General features: G+C 61.1%; 14 protein-coding genes. 1 reads left to right on the top strand and 13 read right to left on the bottom strand.

The features are described from left to right. Positions 1–30: 30 nt before the first annotated feature. From ABRP86_RS01650 to pyrR, 12 genes are all read right to left on the bottom strand, one after another. Complete coding sequence (locus ABRP86_RS01650; RefSeq protein ID WP_349862195.1) at positions 31–2,061, bottom strand: primosomal protein N'; 2,031 nt, start codon at positions 2,059–2,061, stop codon at positions 31–33. An 11-nt stretch (positions 2,062–2,072) separates the two neighbouring features. Next, entirely contained in the window at positions 2,073–3,305 is a 1,233-nt protein-coding gene (gene metK / locus ABRP86_RS01645; RefSeq protein WP_349862194.1) for a methionine adenosyltransferase, read from the bottom strand. Positions 3,306–3,403: 98 nt separating this feature from the next. Next, on the bottom strand, positions 3,404–4,657 hold the full coding sequence (gene coaBC / locus ABRP86_RS01640; protein ID WP_349862193.1) for a bifunctional phosphopantothenoylcysteine decarboxylase/phosphopantothenate--cysteine ligase CoaBC: 1,254 nt from the start codon (positions 4,655–4,657) through the stop codon (positions 3,404–3,406). Between the two features lie 138 nt (positions 4,658–4,795). After that, positions 4,796–5,098: a DNA-directed RNA polymerase subunit omega gene (gene rpoZ / locus ABRP86_RS01635; RefSeq protein ID WP_005279075.1), complete on the bottom strand. Its 303-nt coding sequence runs from the start codon at positions 5,096–5,098 to the stop codon at positions 4,796–4,798. 40 nt (positions 5,099–5,138) lie between these two features. After that, positions 5,139–5,708, bottom strand: coding sequence for a guanylate kinase (gene gmk / locus ABRP86_RS01630; protein WP_349862192.1), 570 nt, complete (start codon positions 5,706–5,708; stop codon positions 5,139–5,141). An 8-nt stretch (positions 5,709–5,716) separates the two neighbouring features. After that, positions 5,717–6,040, bottom strand: coding sequence for an integration host factor, actinobacterial type (gene mihF, locus ABRP86_RS01625; RefSeq protein WP_023017443.1), 324 nt, complete (start codon positions 6,038–6,040; stop codon positions 5,717–5,719). A 259-nt stretch (positions 6,041–6,299) separates the two neighbouring features. Beyond that, positions 6,300–7,139 (bottom strand): orotidine-5'-phosphate decarboxylase, encoded by an 840-nt coding sequence (gene pyrF, locus ABRP86_RS01620; RefSeq protein WP_349862191.1) that lies wholly within the window; start codon positions 7,137–7,139, stop codon positions 6,300–6,302. Continuing rightward, positions 7,123–10,464, bottom strand: coding sequence for a carbamoyl-phosphate synthase large subunit (gene carB, locus ABRP86_RS01615; protein ID WP_349862190.1), 3,342 nt, complete (start codon positions 10,462–10,464; stop codon positions 7,123–7,125). The genes pyrF and carB overlap by 17 nt, the downstream gene beginning before the upstream one ends. A gap of 25 nt (positions 10,465–10,489) precedes the next feature. Continuing rightward, positions 10,490–11,650 (bottom strand): glutamine-hydrolyzing carbamoyl-phosphate synthase small subunit, encoded by a 1,161-nt coding sequence (gene carA, locus ABRP86_RS01610; RefSeq protein WP_349862189.1) that lies wholly within the window; start codon positions 11,648–11,650, stop codon positions 10,490–10,492. Positions 11,651–11,692: 42 nt separating this feature from the next. After that, positions 11,693–13,030, bottom strand: a complete 1,338-nt coding sequence (locus ABRP86_RS01605; RefSeq protein WP_349862188.1) for a dihydroorotase — start codon at positions 13,028–13,030, stop codon at positions 11,693–11,695. Positions 13,031–13,067: 37 nt separating this feature from the next. Beyond that, on the bottom strand, positions 13,068–14,024 hold the full coding sequence (locus tag ABRP86_RS01600; protein WP_284851666.1) for an aspartate carbamoyltransferase catalytic subunit: 957 nt from the start codon (positions 14,022–14,024) through the stop codon (positions 13,068–13,070). Then, positions 14,021–14,629 carry a bifunctional pyr operon transcriptional regulator/uracil phosphoribosyltransferase PyrR gene (gene pyrR / locus ABRP86_RS01595; RefSeq protein WP_349862187.1) on the bottom strand — a complete coding sequence of 203 codons (609 nt, stop codon included), beginning with the start codon at positions 14,627–14,629 and terminating at the stop codon, positions 14,021–14,023. The genes ABRP86_RS01600 and pyrR overlap by 4 nt, the downstream gene beginning before the upstream one ends. Positions 14,630–14,773: 144 nt before the next feature. On the opposite strand from pyrR, the gene ABRP86_RS01590 reads away from it, so the two are divergent. Continuing rightward, a complete protein-coding gene (locus ABRP86_RS01590; RefSeq protein ID WP_349862186.1) occupies positions 14,774–16,117 on the top strand; it encodes a TIGR01777 family oxidoreductase in 1,344 nt (447 codons plus the stop codon). 39 nt (positions 16,118–16,156) lie between these two features. Here ABRP86_RS01590 and ABRP86_RS01585 read toward each other — a convergent pair whose 3' ends face one another. Beyond that, a complete protein-coding gene (locus tag ABRP86_RS01585) occupies positions 16,157–16,654 on the bottom strand; it encodes a 3'-5' exonuclease (protein WP_023022500.1) in 498 nt (165 codons plus the stop codon). Between the last annotated feature and the right edge of the window lie 261 nt (positions 16,655–16,915).

Here is a 16,915-nt window from a genome sequence, read left to right as displayed (position 1 = left end):
CTGCCTATTCGCCTAAGTTTATGCGCACTTCTAACCCACGTGAATGGGATCGACCATGATGCGTAGTGGCAATTCATCCTTCCGGGCGCTGCGCGCCGCATTAGCCTTGCGCAATGCGCGCCCAAGCTGCGACCGCGGCCCCAGCGGGGCTCGCACCACTAGACGTTGCGGTGGGCCAAAGCGGTCCGCATCGTATTCCCCGGGGAGGCTGTCCCCTGGCGGGAGCGGAACCGGGCCTAGAACCTCGGCGTGCTCTGGCAGATCCACCAACTGCTCGAAGGAATCCAAAGCGGCGTCCGCCCCGTCAATGGCGGCGAAGTGCACGGCCGGCGGAAAGCGCACCTCGCGCCGGGCACGCAATTCTTCTGCCGCGGCCGCGACCATGTCCCAACTTATGAAGTGGCGCACGACGGGAAGTTCCGGATCCGCGGCGATGATGACGCGCCCGCCTTTAAAATGCGGCCTGACCATGGTGGCCGCCTGCGCCCATTTGGCCAGGCAGTCCTCGGTGGCGCGCAAGTCTTGCCGGTTTAATAAGGTGCCCGCGTCCAATAGCAGTGCCGCACCATAGGCGCCGTCTTTCACCCGCGGCTCAGCGCCCGGGGTGGCAATCACTAATGCCGGGGCATTTTCAATTGAGCCCACAACCTTATTTCCGCCGGAGACCACAACGGATGTATTGGGAAAGGCGCGCCCCAATTCCTCCGCGGTGCGTTCAGAGCCTAAAACGATGGCGCGCAAGCGCGGTGAACCGCACTCGGTACAGCGGTGATTGGTGGCAATGCGCCCGCACCAGCGGCAGGTAGGCATGACGGCTTCCTCGCTTGAGCGCTCCGAGCTCGGGGGCAAGCCCAATGGCCCGTTGCAGTGACGGCACCGCGCGGGAGAATGGCACTTTCCGCACGCCAAAATAGGCGCATACCCCTTGCGCGGGACCTGCACAAGCACCGGTTCACCGCGGTCAAGGGCTTGCTGCGCCGCCTGAAAGGCTGGGGCTTGCACAGAGGTCGTACCGCCCTCCAAGTCCCTGGAAATGGATAGCCCGTAGGCACCAATGGCCAAAATATCCGGCCGGCGGGCCTCGATGGTTGAGGCGCTCGGTATGAGGTCGTGTGCCCAACCAGAATCCACCAATAACTGGGTTTCCGCCGTGCGCGAGTGGTTCGCCGCAATGAAGCTGCAATTTTCAAAGGAAGACCGGGTGGTAAGCACCTCCCGGGCGTGGACGTAGGGCTTGATGTTGTCCACCAAGTTATCGTTACCGTCGTCAAAAATAACGGCCAGCTGCAGGTTGTCCACGGGAGTAAAAGCCGCCGAGCGCGTACCAATGACGATTCGCGCCTGCCCCACCAAGGCCGAAAGATAACGGCGATAGCGCGCCTGCGGGCCCATGCTATTGGTCAGCACCGTGATCTGTTTCGGCCCCACAACGCTGCGCAGGGCGTTTTCAAGCGCGTCCACCACCTTTTGGTCTGGGACCACGATAAGGACGCCTCCCCCACCTAGGGCAGCCTTGGCCGCCAAGGCCGCGAGCGCATCTTCCCATTCATCGCCGGGAGCGATTTGCCACGCGGCACGTGCTAATTTCCCGCCCAAGATGGAATCAACAAAGGTTTCCCCATGTTGATAGGCAGACCACCCGGATAAATCGGGCTCGCTGGCGGCGCCGAGTTCTTCCCACGGCGTATCCAAATCCGCTTCTTCCGCCTTTGCATGGCGCGGCGGAATGGCAGAGCGAATGATATCGGAGCAGATTCCGCCATAGCGATCCGCAAGGGCTTCCACCAGACGGGACAGCTGCGGTGGATAGACCTGGAATGGAGAAATGACCCGCTCGATAAAGCGCAGCTGCCCGCCGAAGTCGGACTCATGCTTGCGCTCGACGATGATCGCATCCACCAAGCGCCCATTAAACCGAATGCGCACCTTCACCCCGGCTTGGGCGTTATCAGATTCGGCCTCATCTACCAGGTAATCAAAGCCCCGATCGAGGTGGGCAACCCCCAAAAGAGGCAACACCCGCGCGACCGGTTTCCGGGCGGCGGGTGTTTTCTTAGGCATAAGCCCACATTCTACAGACCAGCGGCAGCGCGCAATTCCTCCACTCGGTCCAACTGCTCCCACGGCAGGTCAACGTCGGTACGACCGAAGTGACCGTAGGCGGCGGTCTGGCCGTAAATAGGACGCAGCAAATCCAATTCGCGGATGATGGCGGCTGGGCGAAGGTCAAAGACCTTATTGACGGCGGCCTGGATCTGCTCATCGGTCAAGTTCTGCTTCGCGGTGCCGAAGGTCTCGACGTAGAGGCCAACCGGCTTGGCGCGACCGATGGCGTAGGCCACCTGGACCTCTGCGCGATCTGCCAGGCCCGCAGCGACGATATTCTTGGCCACCCAGCGCATGGCGTAGGCCGCAGAGCGGTCCACCTTGCTGGGGTCCTTGCCGGAGAAGGCACCGCCGCCGTGGCGGGCCATGCCACCGTAGGTATCCACGATGATCTTGCGCCCGGTAAGGCCCGCGTCGCCCATGGGACCGCCCAAGATGAAGGAGCCGGAAGGATTGACCAAGAGGTTGGTCTCATCGGTGTAGTACTTATCGAGCCCGGAATCCTTAATGACCCAGTCCAGCACCTCGCTGCGCAGGTGGGTTTCTAGCCACTGGCTATCAACCTCTGGATCGTGCTGGGTAGAAATAACGACCGTATCCAGGTGAGACGGCTCATTATTGTCGTTATATGCGAAGGTCACCTGGGTCTTACCATCCGGGCGCAGGTGATCCACGATGCCCTCTTTGCGCACCTGGGTCAGGCGGCGGGACAGGCGGTGCGCCAAAGCGATGGGCAACGGCATGTACTCCGCGGTTTCATTCGACGCGTAACCAAACATCAAGCCCTGGTCGCCGGCGCCGGCGGTGTCATTTTCCTCGTCATAATCCGCGCCCTGGTCACGCGCCTCGGTGGAGGTATCCACGCCGGCACCGATTTCCTGCGACTGCTCGCCGATGGCGATATTGACGCCACAGGTATTGCCATCGAAGCCCACATCGGAAGAGGTAAAACCGATGGACTTTAGGGCCTCGCGCACAAGTGCCGGAATTTCCACGTAAGCGTTGGTGCGAACCTCGCCCACGACGTGTACCTGGCCGGTGGTAACCAGCGTTTCCACGGCGACGCGGGACTCCGGATCCTTTTCTAAAAGTGCATCCAAGATGGCATCCGAGATGGCGTCACAGATTTTATCCGGGTGCCCCTCAGTAACGGACTCGCTTGTAAAAAGACGAGCTTCCACTGCAGCGTTATCAGTCACAAAAACTTCCTTAGACTATTTACGTATTCGATACCGAGGCATTCTGCCCCAACCCATTACAAGGCAACCCTAGACCAAGCGGTCTATAAACGCAATATTTAATTTCCCGGTTCAATCATTTCATTCACGGCATCCAGAATCTGCGCCGCGACGACCTGCTTAGATCCATGCTCTACGCGCTGCGGTTCTTCATCTCGCCGCAGGATCCAACCTTCGCTACTTTCCTGACCAAAGGTCACACCGCGGCCAACCTCATTGGCCATCAGTACATCGCACCCCTTGCGCGCAAACTTTTCTTGGGCATACTCTAGTGCCGAGGAATCAGCATCTCCCGTCTCGGCCGCGAAACCAACGATGACGCACTTCTGCGGCACCTCACCCTCCTCGCGCGCTGCTACGAGAGACTTCAAAATATCTGGGTTTTCCACCATCTCCAGCGTGGCAAGCGCATCATCCGCTTTGCCCTTTTTCATCTTGGACTCCGCCACGTTCGCGGGCCGGTAGTCCGCGACCGCCGCGGCCATGATGACGATGTCTGCATCGCGGGATTCCTCGCTCATCGCGGCCTCCAAGTCTTGCGCGGACACGATGTCCCGGATTGTAGCGCCGCTCGGTACCGGCAACTCCGCCGTATTGCCGGCCACAATCGTGACATCCGCACCCTTGTGCGCGGCCACCTCTGCCAGCGCAAACCCCTGCCGCCCGGAGGAACGGTTTCCTATATAGCGAACCGGATCCAATTCCTCTTGCGTGCCACCGGCGGAGATAACAACCTTTAGCCCCGACCAGCTGTGGTCGATATGAAAGCCAGCGAGTTCGGTGCGTACGATGGCTGCAATCTGTTCTGGGTCTGGCAGCCTTCCTGCGCCCGTATCCTTTCCGGTAAGACGCCCGTGTGCCGGCTCCATGACGGTAATTCCGCGCCGACGCAGGGTCTTTACGTTGTATTGTGTCGCTGGGTTATTCCACATCTCGGTGTGCATGGCAGGCGCCACAATGATGGGACACGTTGCCACCAGCACTGTCGCGGTCAAGAGATCATCGGCGCGTCCCGCAGCCAAACGCGCAATGAGGTCAGCCGTGGCAGGGGCGATGACCACGGCATCGGCCTCCTGCCCCACAGCTACGTGTTGAACGTCCTCTACGGCCTCGAAAACACTGGTTGAGACGGGGTTTCCGGATAATGCCTCAAATGTTGCGGCGCCGACGAAATTCAAGGCGCTTTCTGTAGGAACGACGCGGACGTTATCGCCGTGTTCTTTAAAATTGCGCACTAGGTGGCAGGCTTTATACGCGGCGATGCCACCGGCAACGCCCAGCACGATATTGCGAGGAGAATTTGAAACAGTCACATCGCACAATCGTACCGTGCAGGCATGACAAGAGCCCCGCCCGGCCACCACCTTAGTTCCACAAAAGTGAAACCATTGGGGATTAGCCGGACGGGGCTGAAATGAGGCCCAAGGTGCGCACGCGAAAGCGCGCGCTACTTACTTGCCTTCCTCGTGGTCCAACAGGCCTGCGTCGATTTCGCGCAGCGCGATGGACAGTGGCTTCTCGCCGGGTTCTGGGTTAACCAGCGGGCCCACGAACTCAAAGACGCCTTCATCTTGCTCTTGGTAGTAGCTATTGATCTGGCGCGCACGCTTGGCAGCGAAAATTACCAAGGCGTACTTGGAAGAAACCTTGTCCAACAGCTCATCGATTGGCGGGTCAGTAATACCAATCGGATCATCAAATACCGGTTCCGACTTTGCGGATTCAGTGTTAGAAGGGGTGGTCACGTTAGTCACATGCACCTTTACATTGGTTGAAGATGGTCAAAAGAAGAATCTATCCTCGCAGGATATCACTAATGGCGGCCACTGCCTCATCTAGGTTTTCATTGACCACAACGTGATCAAACTCATCCTGTGCAGCTAGTTCCTCATACGCAGTGTGCAACCTACGATCGATGACGTCTTGTGGTTCGGTACCGCGACCGGTCAGGCGCTCTACCAACACCTCCCAGGAAGGAGGGGCCAGGAAGACCAAGTCCGCTTCCGGAAGGGCCTTCCGGACGCTACGCGCACCGGCCAGGTCAACCTCGACGAGAACCGGGCGCCCTGCTGCCAAAGCCTCTTCTACGGGACGGGCAGGTGTTCCAGAACGCTGCAATCCGCCGTGAATATCTGCCCATTCGAGCATCTCACCGGCATCAATGCGTTCTTGAAAAGCCTCAGGGGTGACGAAGAAATAATCCACGCCGTCTTTTTCCCCGGGGCGGGGCTGGCGCGTAGTCATAGACACGCTGAAATACAGCCCCTCGACGTCATGTCGTAGACGCGACACTACGGTGGATTTACCCACTGCGGAGGGACCCGCCAACACGACGAGGCGACCGCGAGCAGTTGCGTCAGCCATGGACGTGATTATTCGTCGTCGTAACCGAAGCGCTCAAGAAGAGCACGACGCTGGCGCTCACCCAGACCGCGCAGGCGGCGGGTCTGTGCAATCTCCAGATCTTCCATGATTTCCTTGGCCTTGACCTTGCCAACCTTAGGCAGAGCCTCGAGGAGTGCAGAAACCTTGGTCTTGCCGATGATCTCATCGGTCTCAGCCTTTTCCAGCACGTCCTTTAGGTCGGTCTCGCCGCGCTTAAGCGCAGCCTTGAGCTCAGCGCGAGCCTTGCGGGCCTCAGCGGCCTTTGCGAGAGCTTCCTTACGCTGCTCATCAGTCAACTTTGGAAGGGCCACGAGTTTCCTCCGATTCATTAGATTGGTTCTATTACTTCTGGCACTGGGTACCAGACTCCGGTTGCCAAACGCGATGTAAATACCGCGGAAAGTTACCCTGAACCTTCGAGCACACCGACTTCTGATTATCCTAGCACCGCTAGTGACACGATGACGATCAACAGCCCAAATGGGCCACTCGTTTTAGCACGTCAACGCACATGCTTAGACCAAAATACCAGGTAAACGGCGCGGCCGTTAATCGACCCCGCCGCGTGTTCTAATCCCGGAATTGGTCTGCGGTATCGATCACCGCTTTACGCAGGTCATCGACCTGAGGACCGCGCTGCAGGACGGCGCGCGAGACATTCGCAAAGCCCAGCTGCGGGCACTCAGACACAATGGCGTGCACCTGCTCGGGGCCCGCCCCCTGGGCACCGACGCCGGGAAGCAGCACCGGGCCATTAAGCGAGTCCAATCCGGGCGGATTATCCACGGTCGCGCCCACCACAACGCCGACGCTTCCAGCAACACCGGCCTCTTTCGCCGAGGCATTGAAGGCGGCGCACTCGTCCACGACCGCCTGGGCAATCGAGTCCGCAGTGCCCGCAGGCACTGCCTGAATGGCGCGTGCCTCCGGATTAGAGGTAGCCGCGAGGACGAATACACCGCGGTTGTTTTCTTGCGCCGTGGCAATGGCCACGCCCAATGCCCCAACACCGAGGTACGGCGAAAGTGTCACCGAGTCAGCGCGCAGGGGCGAGGTCTCCCCTAGCCAGGCATCGCCATAGCCTTCCATGGTGGAGCCGATATCGCCACGCTTGGCATCCGCCACCGTCAGGCATCCTGCCTCGCGCAAACCGGCCAGCGTTTCTTCCAAGACCGCAAAGCCTGCGGCACCGAAGCGCTCAAAGAAGGCCACTTGCGGTTTTACCAAGGCTGCGGAATCCGCGAAGGCCTCGACGCAACGCATGCTGAAGGTGCGCAGGCCTTCTGGTGAATTATCCAGCCCCCATTGCTCTAAGAGGTACGGGTGCGGATCGATGCCTACACACAGGCGACCTCGTTCGCGGCCGGCGTCCTCTAGGCGCTGGCCAAAGGTTTTAGTTGCGTGGTCCATGCTCAAGCTCCTGAAGTGCGCGGACCTGCAAATCACCCTGGCGCAGCGCCTCGATGCCCTGCACCGCCGCCGTCACGCCTTGAACCACCGTGACCAGCGGCAGTCCCATGTGCACCGCTGCAGCGCGGATATCGTAGCCGTCGTGGCGGGAACCGGCGGAACCTGCTGGCGTATTGAGGATCCAATCCACCTCGCCGTTAAGGATCTTGTCCACGATGGACTCTTCGCCATCCTTGGCTTCAGAGACCTTGACGGCGACCTCACACTCGATGCCGTTGCGGCGCAGCATCTGCGCGGTACCCGCAGTAGCGATGATGTTGTAGCCCATCGTGGCCAAGCGCTGGATGGGGAAAATCAGCGTTCGCTTATCCCGGTTGGCTACGGAGACGAAGACCGTGCCTTCAATCGGCGGACGAGCAAACGCGGAGATCTCCGCCTTGGCAAAGGCCGCACCGAAGTTGGTGGCCAAGCCCATGACCTCACCGGTGGACTTCATCTCGGGCGATAGCAAGGAATCGAGCAGGCTGCCATCTGGGCGGCGGAAACGGTTAAAGGGCAAGACCGCTTCCTTGACCGCAATCGGGTGATCAAGCGGCAAGGAACCGCCATCGTAGGAGGATGGAATAAGTCCTTCTTCTCGCAGTTCCGCGATGGTGGATCCCATCATGATGCGAGCGGCGGCCTTGGCTAGCGGCACGCCGGTCGCCTTAGAGACGAACGGAACGGTACGCGAAGCGCGCGGGTTAGCCTCGATGACATAAAGGATGTCGTCCTTCAAGGCGAACTGGACGTTCATCAGGCCCTTGACGCCGATGCCCTCGGCCAAACGGCGCGTGGACTCGCGCACATTCTCGATGTCCTCTGGGCCCAGCGTCATCGGCGGCAGGGCGCAGGAGGAGTCACCGGAGTGAACGCCGGCCTCCTCGATGTGCTCCATCACACCGCCGAGGTAGACCTCGTTGCCGTCGCACAGGGCATCGACGTCGATCTCGATGGCCGAGTCCAAGAAGCGGTCCACCAGGACCGGGTGGTCTGGGGAAAGCTCGGTGGCGCGCTCGATATAGTTCTCCAGCGACTGCTCATCGTAAACAATTTCCATGCCGCTGCCGCCCAACACGTAGGAAGGACGAACCAGAACTGGGTAACCGATGGACGCTGCTACCTTCCGGGCCTCCTCGAAGGAGGTGGCGGTGCCGAATTGCGGTGCGGCAAGCCCACCGGCTTCCAGCACCTTGCCGAATTCGCCGCGGTCCTCGGCGGAGTCAATAGCGGCGGGGCTGGTGCCCACCACCGGCACGCCGGCGGCATCGAGGCGCTCTGCCAAGCCCAACGGGGTCTGGCCGCCCAGCTGCACCAGCACGCCGGCGACCTCGCCGGAGGCTGCCTCTGCGTGGTAGACCTCCATGACATCTTCGAAGGTCAGCGGCTCGAAGTACAGGCGGTCGGCGGTGTCATAATCCGTCGATACCGTCTCCGGGTTGCAGTTAACCATCACGGTCTCGTAGCCCTTGCGGGAAAGCTCAAGGGCGGCGTGCACGCAGGAGTAGTCGAATTCGATGCCCTGGCCAATGCGGTTCGGGCCAGAGCCCAAGATGATGACCTTGCCCTTCGACCCTTCCGGCGCTGGGTGCACCTCGGTTTCGGCGTCGGGGTCTAGCTCATAGGAGCTGTAGTGATACGGCGTTTGCGCCTCGAACTCGCCGGCACACGTATCGACGGTTTTAAAGACGGGGCGAATACCCATGCGCCAGCGCAGGCTGCGCACGCCATCCTCGCCGTTGAACTCGGGGCGCAGGGCGGCAATTTGGGCATCGGAAAGCCCAAAGACCTTAGCCTCGCGCAGGAGTTGCTCGGTGAGCACGGGGGCATCGACAAGCTCCTGGCGGAATTCCACCAGACCCTCGAGCTCCGCGATGAACCATGGATCCACGCCGGAGGCCTCGTGGACTTCATCCACCGAGGCGCCGAGGCGCAGAGCCAGCTCGATATCGTACATGCGGCCCTCGGTGGGGCGCTCGAGGTCCTTGAGCACCGCCTGCACGTCGGTGGCGCGCTCGCCCGCGAAATACTCATCTGGCCTGGTCCAGAAACCGTTGGGCTTGTTTTCCAGCGAACGCATGACCTTATTCAGGCCGGAGATGTAGTTACGGCCAATGCCCATGGCCTCGCCCACTGATTTCATCGTGGTGGTCAAGGTGTCATCGGAGCCGGGGAACTTCTCAAAGGCAAAGCGGGGCGCCTTGACGATGACATAGTCCAAGGTCGGTTCGAAGGCCGCTTGGGTTTCGCCGGTGATGTCATTTTGTACCTCGTCCAAGGTGTAGCCGATGGCCAACTTCGCGGCCAGCTTGGCAATGGGGAAACCCGTGGCCTTGGATGCCAGCGCCGAAGAGCGAGATACGCGCGGGTTCATCTCGATGACGATGATGCGGCCATCATCGGGGTTCAAGGCGAACTGGATATTGCAGCCGCCGGTATCGACGCCCACCTCGCGGATGATGTCGATGCCCAAATCGCGCATCTTCTGGAACTCGCGGTCCGTCAGCGTCAGCGCCGGAGCCACGGTAACGGAGTCACCGGTGTGCACGCCCAAGGCATCGACGTTCTCAATAGAGGCCACGACGACCACGTTGTCGTCGCCATCGCGCATGAGCTCGAGCTCGTATTCTTTCCAGCCGAGGATGGATTCCTCGATGAGCACGTTAGCCTCAGGCGAGGCCGCAAGCCCGCCGCCGGCGATGCGCTCAAGATCTTCGTTATTGAAGGCTAGGCCGGAGCCCAGTCCACCCATGGTAAACGACGGGCGCACCACGACGGGCAGGCCGAGCTTGTCGACGGTCTCGTGGACCTCGTCCATGTTGTGGCACACCGCCGAGCGAGCGGATTCTCCGCCTACAGAGGCCACGATGTCCTTAAACTTTTGGCGGTCCTCGCCGCGCTCGATGGCATCGATATCGGCGCCGATGAGCTCGATATCGTACTTATCCAAAATTCCCTGGCGGTCTAGCTGCACCGCGGCGTTGAGCGCGGTTTGCCCGCCCAAGGTGGCCAGGACGGCGTCGATGGGGTGGCCTTCCTCTGCCTCCTTCACCAGGATCTTTTCGATGTACTCCGGCTCGATGGGCTCGACGTAGGTGTGGTCGGCGAATTCCGGATCCGTCATGATGGTGGCCGGGTTCGAGTTCACCAGGGTCACGCGCAGGCCCTCGTCCTTGAGGACGCGGCAGGCCTGGGTGCCGGAGTAGTCGAACTCGCAGGCCTGGCCGATGACGATGGGCCCGGAGCCGATGACCAGGACGTGATTAATGTCAGTGCGCTTTGGCATAATATTTCTTCCTTTTCCTGGGTGACTACTTATTCGGGGTGTGGTTGGCCATGAGCTCTAAGAATTGATCAAAGAGCGGGTTGGCATCATGCGGGCCGGCGGCTGATTCTGGGTGGTACTGCACCGAGAAGGCCATGCCATTGCGCAGGGCGACGCCCTCGACCGTGTCATCGTTTAGGCAGATGTGCGTGATGTGGGCTGGGCCGAAGTCCGAGGCGAATTCAGCATCTTCATCGGCCAGGTCGTAGTTATCTGGCGCTTGCAGCGCGAAGCCGTGGTTTTGGGAGGTGATATCGATCTTGCCGGTGAGCATGTTGCGTACCGGGACGTTGATGCCGCGGTGACCGAACTTCATCTTGTAGGTGGATAGGCCAAGCGCGCGCCCGAGCAGCTGGTTGCCAAAGCAGATGCCGAAGAACGGGATTTTCGCCTCGAGCACCTTCTTAATGGTGGCAACAGTGTCGTCGGCGGTGGCCGGGTCACCCGGGCCGTTGGAGACGAAGACGCCATCCGGGTTATAGGACTGGACTTCTGCAAAGGTGGTGGTAGACGGCACCACGATGGTCTCAATGCCGCGCTGGGACAGGTAGCGCGGCGTTGCGGATTTCACGCCCATGTCAAAGGCGACGATGGTGTATTTCTTCTCTCCCTTGGCCTCAACAATGTAGGGCTTATCGGTAGATACCTCGGCGGCAAGGTCCGCGCCCTCCATGGAGGACTGGCTCTGTACCTCCTCGAGGAGTTCCTCTACGGGCCGGGTGGCAGCCTCGCCGGAGAACAGGCCTGCGGAGATGGAACCGTAGTTGCGCAGGTGGCGCACCAGGGTGCGGGTATCGATGCCGCGGATGCCGATGACGCCTTGCGCCTGCATTTCCTCGCTCAAGCTGCGCTCTGCGCGCCAGCTGGATACGCGGCGGGACAGATCGCGGATAACCAGGCCTGCGACCCAGATATTATTGCCGTGGGACTCGTTGTCCTCATCGTTCCAGCCGGTATTGCCAATGTGCGGGGCGGCGGAGACGACGATCTGGCGGTGGTAGGACGGGTCCGTCATCGTTTCTTGGTAGCCGGTCATCGCGGTGGTAAATACGGCCTCGCCGAGGGTGGTGCCGGTAGCGCCGAAGCCGTAGCCACGGAAGGTACGCCCATCTGCAAGGACGAGGATTGCTGGGGTTTTATCAGTCACGTCGTGGCCTTTCTGTGCCTTGATTGGGTGTTGTGTGCAAGGTTAGTCCTGAGTAGCGGCGTTCAGATCGAACGTTACCGAGCCGCGCAAGATGGTGTGAGTAACCCGCGCGCCGAATTCCTCGCCCGCATAGGGGTTGTTCTGGGACTTGGATGCAAGCTGCGCGGAATCGGATACCCAGTGGTGTTGTGGGTCAACGATGGTCAGGTTGGCTGGCTCCCCCACTTCCAAGGGGCGACCGTGGCCTGGCAGGCGCGTGATCTCAGCGGGGCGCTCGGACATGACGCGGGCGATAAAGCGCCAGTCCGCCAGGCGAGTTTCCACAAAGAGCTTGGCGATGACCGCGAGCGAGGACTCCAACCCCAGCATACCGGGGCGCGCATTTTCGAATTCCACGCACTTGTCTTCGGAGCCGTGCGGCGCGTGGTCGGTGGCGACGCAGTCAATGGTGCCATCAAGAAGCGCCTGGCGCAGCGCCTGCGTATCGCGCTGTTCGCGCAGCGGCGGGTTCACGCGGAAAAGGCCGTCATAGGTGCGCAGCTTGTCATCGGTCATCAGCAGGTGGTGCGGGGTGACCTCTGCGGTCAGCGGAATATCGTGCTCTTTCGCCCACTGCAGGAGCTCCACCGTGCCCTGCGTGGAGGCGTGGCAGATGTGCACGCGGTTACCGTAATCGCGGGCGAGCAGGGCGTCGCGGGCAACGATGGATTCTTCTGCCACGCGCGGCCAGCCGCGCAGGCCCAACCGTGCGGCGTTTTCGCCCTCGTGGGCAGACGATCCACCGGTCATGCGGTCATCCTCGGCGTGCTGGGCCAGCAGCACGTCCATGCCCTTGGCGTATTCCAACGCGCGGCGCATCAGCTGTGGGTTTTGCACGCACTTACCGTCATCAGAGAACATGCGCACCTTGGCATCGCTGCGCGCCATCATGCCGAACTCCGTTAAGGACTTGCCTTCCAGGCCCTTGGTGATGGAGCCGACCGGGTGGACATCGCAAAGCCCCAGCGCCTGGGACTTTGCCCACACGGATTCGGCGATGATGGGCTGATCCGTCACAGGCGTGGTATTGGCCATGGTAAAGACCGCGGTAAACCCGCCCTTGGCCGCGGCCTTGGAACCGGACTCAATGGTCTCGGTATCCTCGCGGCCTGGCTCGCGCAGGTGCACGTGCATGTCAACCAGGCCAGGCAGCAGCACCTTGCCGCCGCCGTCAATGGTCTCGGCACCGTCTGCCTGCACCTCGGGGCCGATGGCGTCAATAACGCCACCGCAGATGAGGACGTTGGTGGGCTCGCCTTCCCCGTACAGGCGAATATTTTTAATCAGTAGTGGGTTCTCGGCCGGGGCGGACAGCCGGCCGGTAGCTGGGTACGTAGTCATTTTCTCTCCCTTTTACGTGGCTTATGCTCTGCCCGAATTAAATCCCGGCGTTATCCCCATTGGTCAGCAGCGTAAAAAGCACTGCCATGCGCATGTGAACACCGTTATTGACCTGCTGCAATACCGTGGTTTTATCCATATCGGCCACGGCGTAGTTAATCTCCATGCCTCGCAGCATGGGACCTGGGTGCATGACGATGGCGTCCTTGTGCAGCGCCGCGGCGCGCTGCTGCGATAGCCCAAAAAGCTGCGCGTACTCGCGGTGGGACGGGAAGAAGCCGCCATCCATGCGCTCTTGCTGCACGCGCAGCATCATCACGACATCGGCATCTGCAAGCTCTGCATCAAAGTCATAGGACACGCGCACCGGCCACTTGTCCACGCCCCACGGCATCAAGGTCGCAGGCCCCACGAGGGTGACCTCCGCGCCCAAGGTGTGCAGGAGATCCACGTTGGAGCGCACCACGCGCGAGTGCAGGCAATCTCCCACAATTTTTACCTTCAGGCCCTCGAAGCCATGATCGCCGCGCAGGCCTAGGCGCTGGCGCATCGTAACGGCATCAAGCAGCGCCTGCGTCGGGTGCTGATGCGCACCGTCACCGGCATTGATGACGGCGGGGCCATGCCCATCCGGGTCCACCCACTGGGCCAGCTGTTGCGGCGCACCGGAGGATGGGTGGCGCATGATGATGGCATCGGCGCCGATGGCCGCCAGCGTCAGGCCCGTATCTTTGAGGGACTCGCCCTTTTTCACAGAGGAGGTCGACGCCGAGAGGTTGATAACATCAGCGGACATCCACTTGCCGGCCGTTTCAAAGGACGAGCGCGTGCGCGTGGAGTTTTCGTAAAAGAGCGTATAAATCGTGCGCCCGCGCAGCGTCGGCAGTTTTTTGACCTCGCGGCCATCGAGCGCCTCGCGGAAGCGATCGGCCTCATCCAGCAGGCCGATGATCTCTGCACGGGATAGTTCCGCGCTATCAATGAGGTGTTTCATGAGTGCGTTCCCCTAATCTGCGCGGCATCGCCCGCGGGCGTAGAGCGGGTAAGAACAACGGCATCGCGGCCATCAATGTCTTGGATATATACGGAGACATCCTCTTCCCGCGCCGTGGGCAAGTTCTTGCCCACATAATCGGCACGGATGGGGACTTCGCGGTGCCCGCGGTCAACCAATACGGCCAACTGGATAATCGAAGGTCGGCCGACATCGCCCAATGCATCGAGGGCGGCGCGGATGGTGCGGCCGGAATAGAGAACATCATCGACCAAGATGACCGTGGCATTATCGATGCCGCCGTCTGGGATCGAGGTCGGTTGCAGGGCGCGGTGCGGGAAATTGCGCAAATCGTCCCTGTACAACGTGATGTCGAGCGAGCCCCATGGAACGGGAACCCCGGAAAACTCGTGTATTTTCTGCGCGAGGCGCTCCGCTAGGGGCACACCGCCTGAGGGGATGCCCAGCAAAATGACCCGCGGGGCTTCCGCGGAATCGAGCGCCGTCTTTTCGATAATCTGGTGCGCGATGCGTGCAACGGTACGCGAGACATCATCGGAGCTTAGAAGCTCCAACTGGTTCGCGTTCACGTCAGTTCCACTCATCGTGACCTCCTTCCCCGCCTCACGGTGCGGTCATTAAAGGATGCCTGTCAATGAACTTGTAGACGTCTATGCTGATAGACACGTATTACTCTAGCACCTTACCCACCCGTGGGTGAGGCTTAGCCGAAAGAGGTGCATCACGCAGTGAGTTTCTCCGCGCAGCACGTTGTCCCAGCCTCCCGCGAACACGTCTGGCAGTGGCATACCCGGCCAGGGGCCTTGGCGCGCCTGAACCCACCTTTCGCCTTCATGAAGCCCGTGCAACAGGCCACCGATCTGGGCGATGGCACCTCCCTGCTGTCCCTGCCCGGCGGCTTGCAGTGGACGGCCCAGCACGATCTATCGCGCTACCAGGCCGGCTATAGCTTCAGCGATGTCTGCATCAACGCACCCATCCGCAAATTTGCCAAGTGGCGCCATACGCACCGGTTTGCCGATCACCCAGGCGGCACGCTGATTACTGACGAGGTCGATACCCGTATTCCCGCTGCGGCCCTCAACTCGATATTCGCCTACCGCCAGCACCAACTCACCCAGGATATTGCCTTTGAAAACCGCCTGCACGAGGGTCAGCTCGGCCAAAAGCCGTTGACCATCGCCATCACCGGCTCACGCGGCAGCGTGGGCAGCGCGCTGACCGCACAGCTACAGACCCTGGGCCACACGGTGATCCCGCTGGTGCGCGGCACGGCGGAGGCAGGCCAGCGCGAGTGGCGCCCGCACCACCCGCGGCCCGATCTCCTCGAGGGCGTCGACGTGCTAGTGCACCTGGCCGGCGAACCCATCTTTGGGCGCTTTAATGACAACCACAAAGCCGATATCCGCGACTCCCGCGTGGGCCCCACCGAAAACCTCGCCCGCCTGGTGGCCACCACCGATTCTGTACAGGCCATGGTATGCGCCTCTGCCATTGGTTTTTACGGTTCCGAACGAGGCGATGAGCTGCTTTCCGAGGACGCCGAGCGCGGCGAGGGCTTTCTTGCCGATGTCGCAGCGAGCTGGGAACAAGCCTGCGACCCCGCCCGCGAGGCCGGAAAGCGCGTGGTCAATATCCGCACCGGCATCGTGATGTCCGGCAATTCCGGCCTACTACCGCTGTTGCGCGCGCTGTTTTCCACAGGGCTTGGCGGCGCCTTTGGTGACGGCAACTTTTGGTACAGCTGGGTGGCACTAGACGATCTCACCGATGCCTATATCCGCGCCATCGTGGATGAGAAGCTTGCGGGGCCGGTCAATGGGGCATCGCCAAGCCCGGTGCTCAACAAGGAATTCGTTTCCGCCTTAGGCGCCGAATTGCACCGGCCCACCATACTGCCGATTCCCCAATTCGGCCCCGCCCTGCTCCTGGGCAAGCAAGGCGCGCAAGAACTCGCCTTGGCCGACCAGCGTGTGAAGCCACAGGTGCTGGAGGATTTAGGCCATACCTTCCGCTACCCCACCATCGACGCAGCCTTGGCGCACGAACTCGGCGGCGAAAGCCTGCTCTAAGTCCAGGCCATTGCAATACTCCTGGCGGCCGAAACGCCTCTACGCAGGCAAGAGCTCCGAGGCCTCCCCGACCACGCTGACTAGGAGCATGTCGCGGGCACGCGACGCCGCAACGTAGAGCAGTGCGCGCTCGCGCTGTAACGCTTCGTCGGCCTCGGCGGGTGCCAGGCCTTTAAACAGGTAGCGCTGCGGGAGGGCCTCGGCGTTGACGTCAAGCAGGATGACGTGGGTAAATTCCAGCCCCTTCGCGTTGTGCATCGTCATAACGGCGACTGGGCGCTCCTGCGAGGTACGGCGGCCGGCGCTAACGGCAACGTCGTGCTCGCCCAACTGTCGGGCAATCTCTTCCCCGCGCTGGTTGGTGCGGGTGAGCACGCCGATGGAGACGTCCTCCTCCCCCTGCGTCCATTCCTTAATGTGGGCGGCAAGCACCGCGGCCTCCTCCGCCTTAGGGGAGGACTGCACCACTATGGGCGCAGGGCCCTGGCGCACCGAGTGATACCCGGTGAGTTCATCCACGTCCTCTTCGGAGTCCACCCACTCTGTGCCCTCCAGAATCGCGGTGGCATAGCCCAGACGGCAAAGAGCAGTCCAAACGAGTCTCAGCGACAGCCGGCAGACTCATGGAAGGAGCCCGAGTTTCCGGCTGGAAACAAACCATCACCCAAATGGCCGTGGCCTACCCCGACAGCTTCGACAAATACCTATAAACCTAACCCCACTGGGGTTGCCCGCAAATCGTGGACACGTAGTGGAGCTACCTAGTGGTTAGGCAGCGATTTCTTTTCTGCTGGTGGT

The organism is Corynebacterium sp. KPL3927 (assembly GCF_040225835.1).
GTDB lineage: Bacteria > Actinomycetota > Actinomycetes > Mycobacteriales > Mycobacteriaceae > Corynebacterium.
Note: the sequence above shows the minus strand (reverse complement) of the source record. Positions and strands in the feature narration are given on the sequence as shown.

Bases quoted from the DNA above. Each gene is read 5' to 3' on its own strand.
- ABRP86_RS01600 (WP_284851666.1), bottom strand. From the start codon at position 14,024: ATGAAACACCTCATTGATAGCGCGGAACTATCCCGTGCAGAGATCATC.
- ABRP86_RS01605 (WP_349862188.1), bottom strand. From the start codon at position 13,030: ATGACTACGTACCCAGCTACCGGCCGGCTGTCCGCCCCGGCCGAGAAC.
- pyrR (WP_349862187.1), bottom strand. From the start codon at position 14,629: ATGAGTGGAACTGACGTGAACGCGAACCAGTTGGAGCTTCTAAGCTCC.
- gmk (WP_349862192.1), bottom strand. From the start codon at position 5,708: ATGGCTGACGCAACTGCTCGCGGTCGCCTCGTCGTGTTGGCGGGTCCC.
- carB (WP_349862190.1), bottom strand. From the start codon at position 10,464: ATGCCAAAGCGCACTGACATTAATCACGTCCTGGTCATCGGCTCCGGG.
- ABRP86_RS01650 (WP_349862195.1), bottom strand. From the start codon at position 2,061: ATGCCTAAGAAAACACCCGCCGCCCGGAAACCGGTCGCGCGGGTGTTG.
- pyrF (WP_349862191.1), bottom strand. From the start codon at position 7,139: ATGGACCACGCAACTAAAACCTTTGGCCAGCGCCTAGAGGACGCCGGC.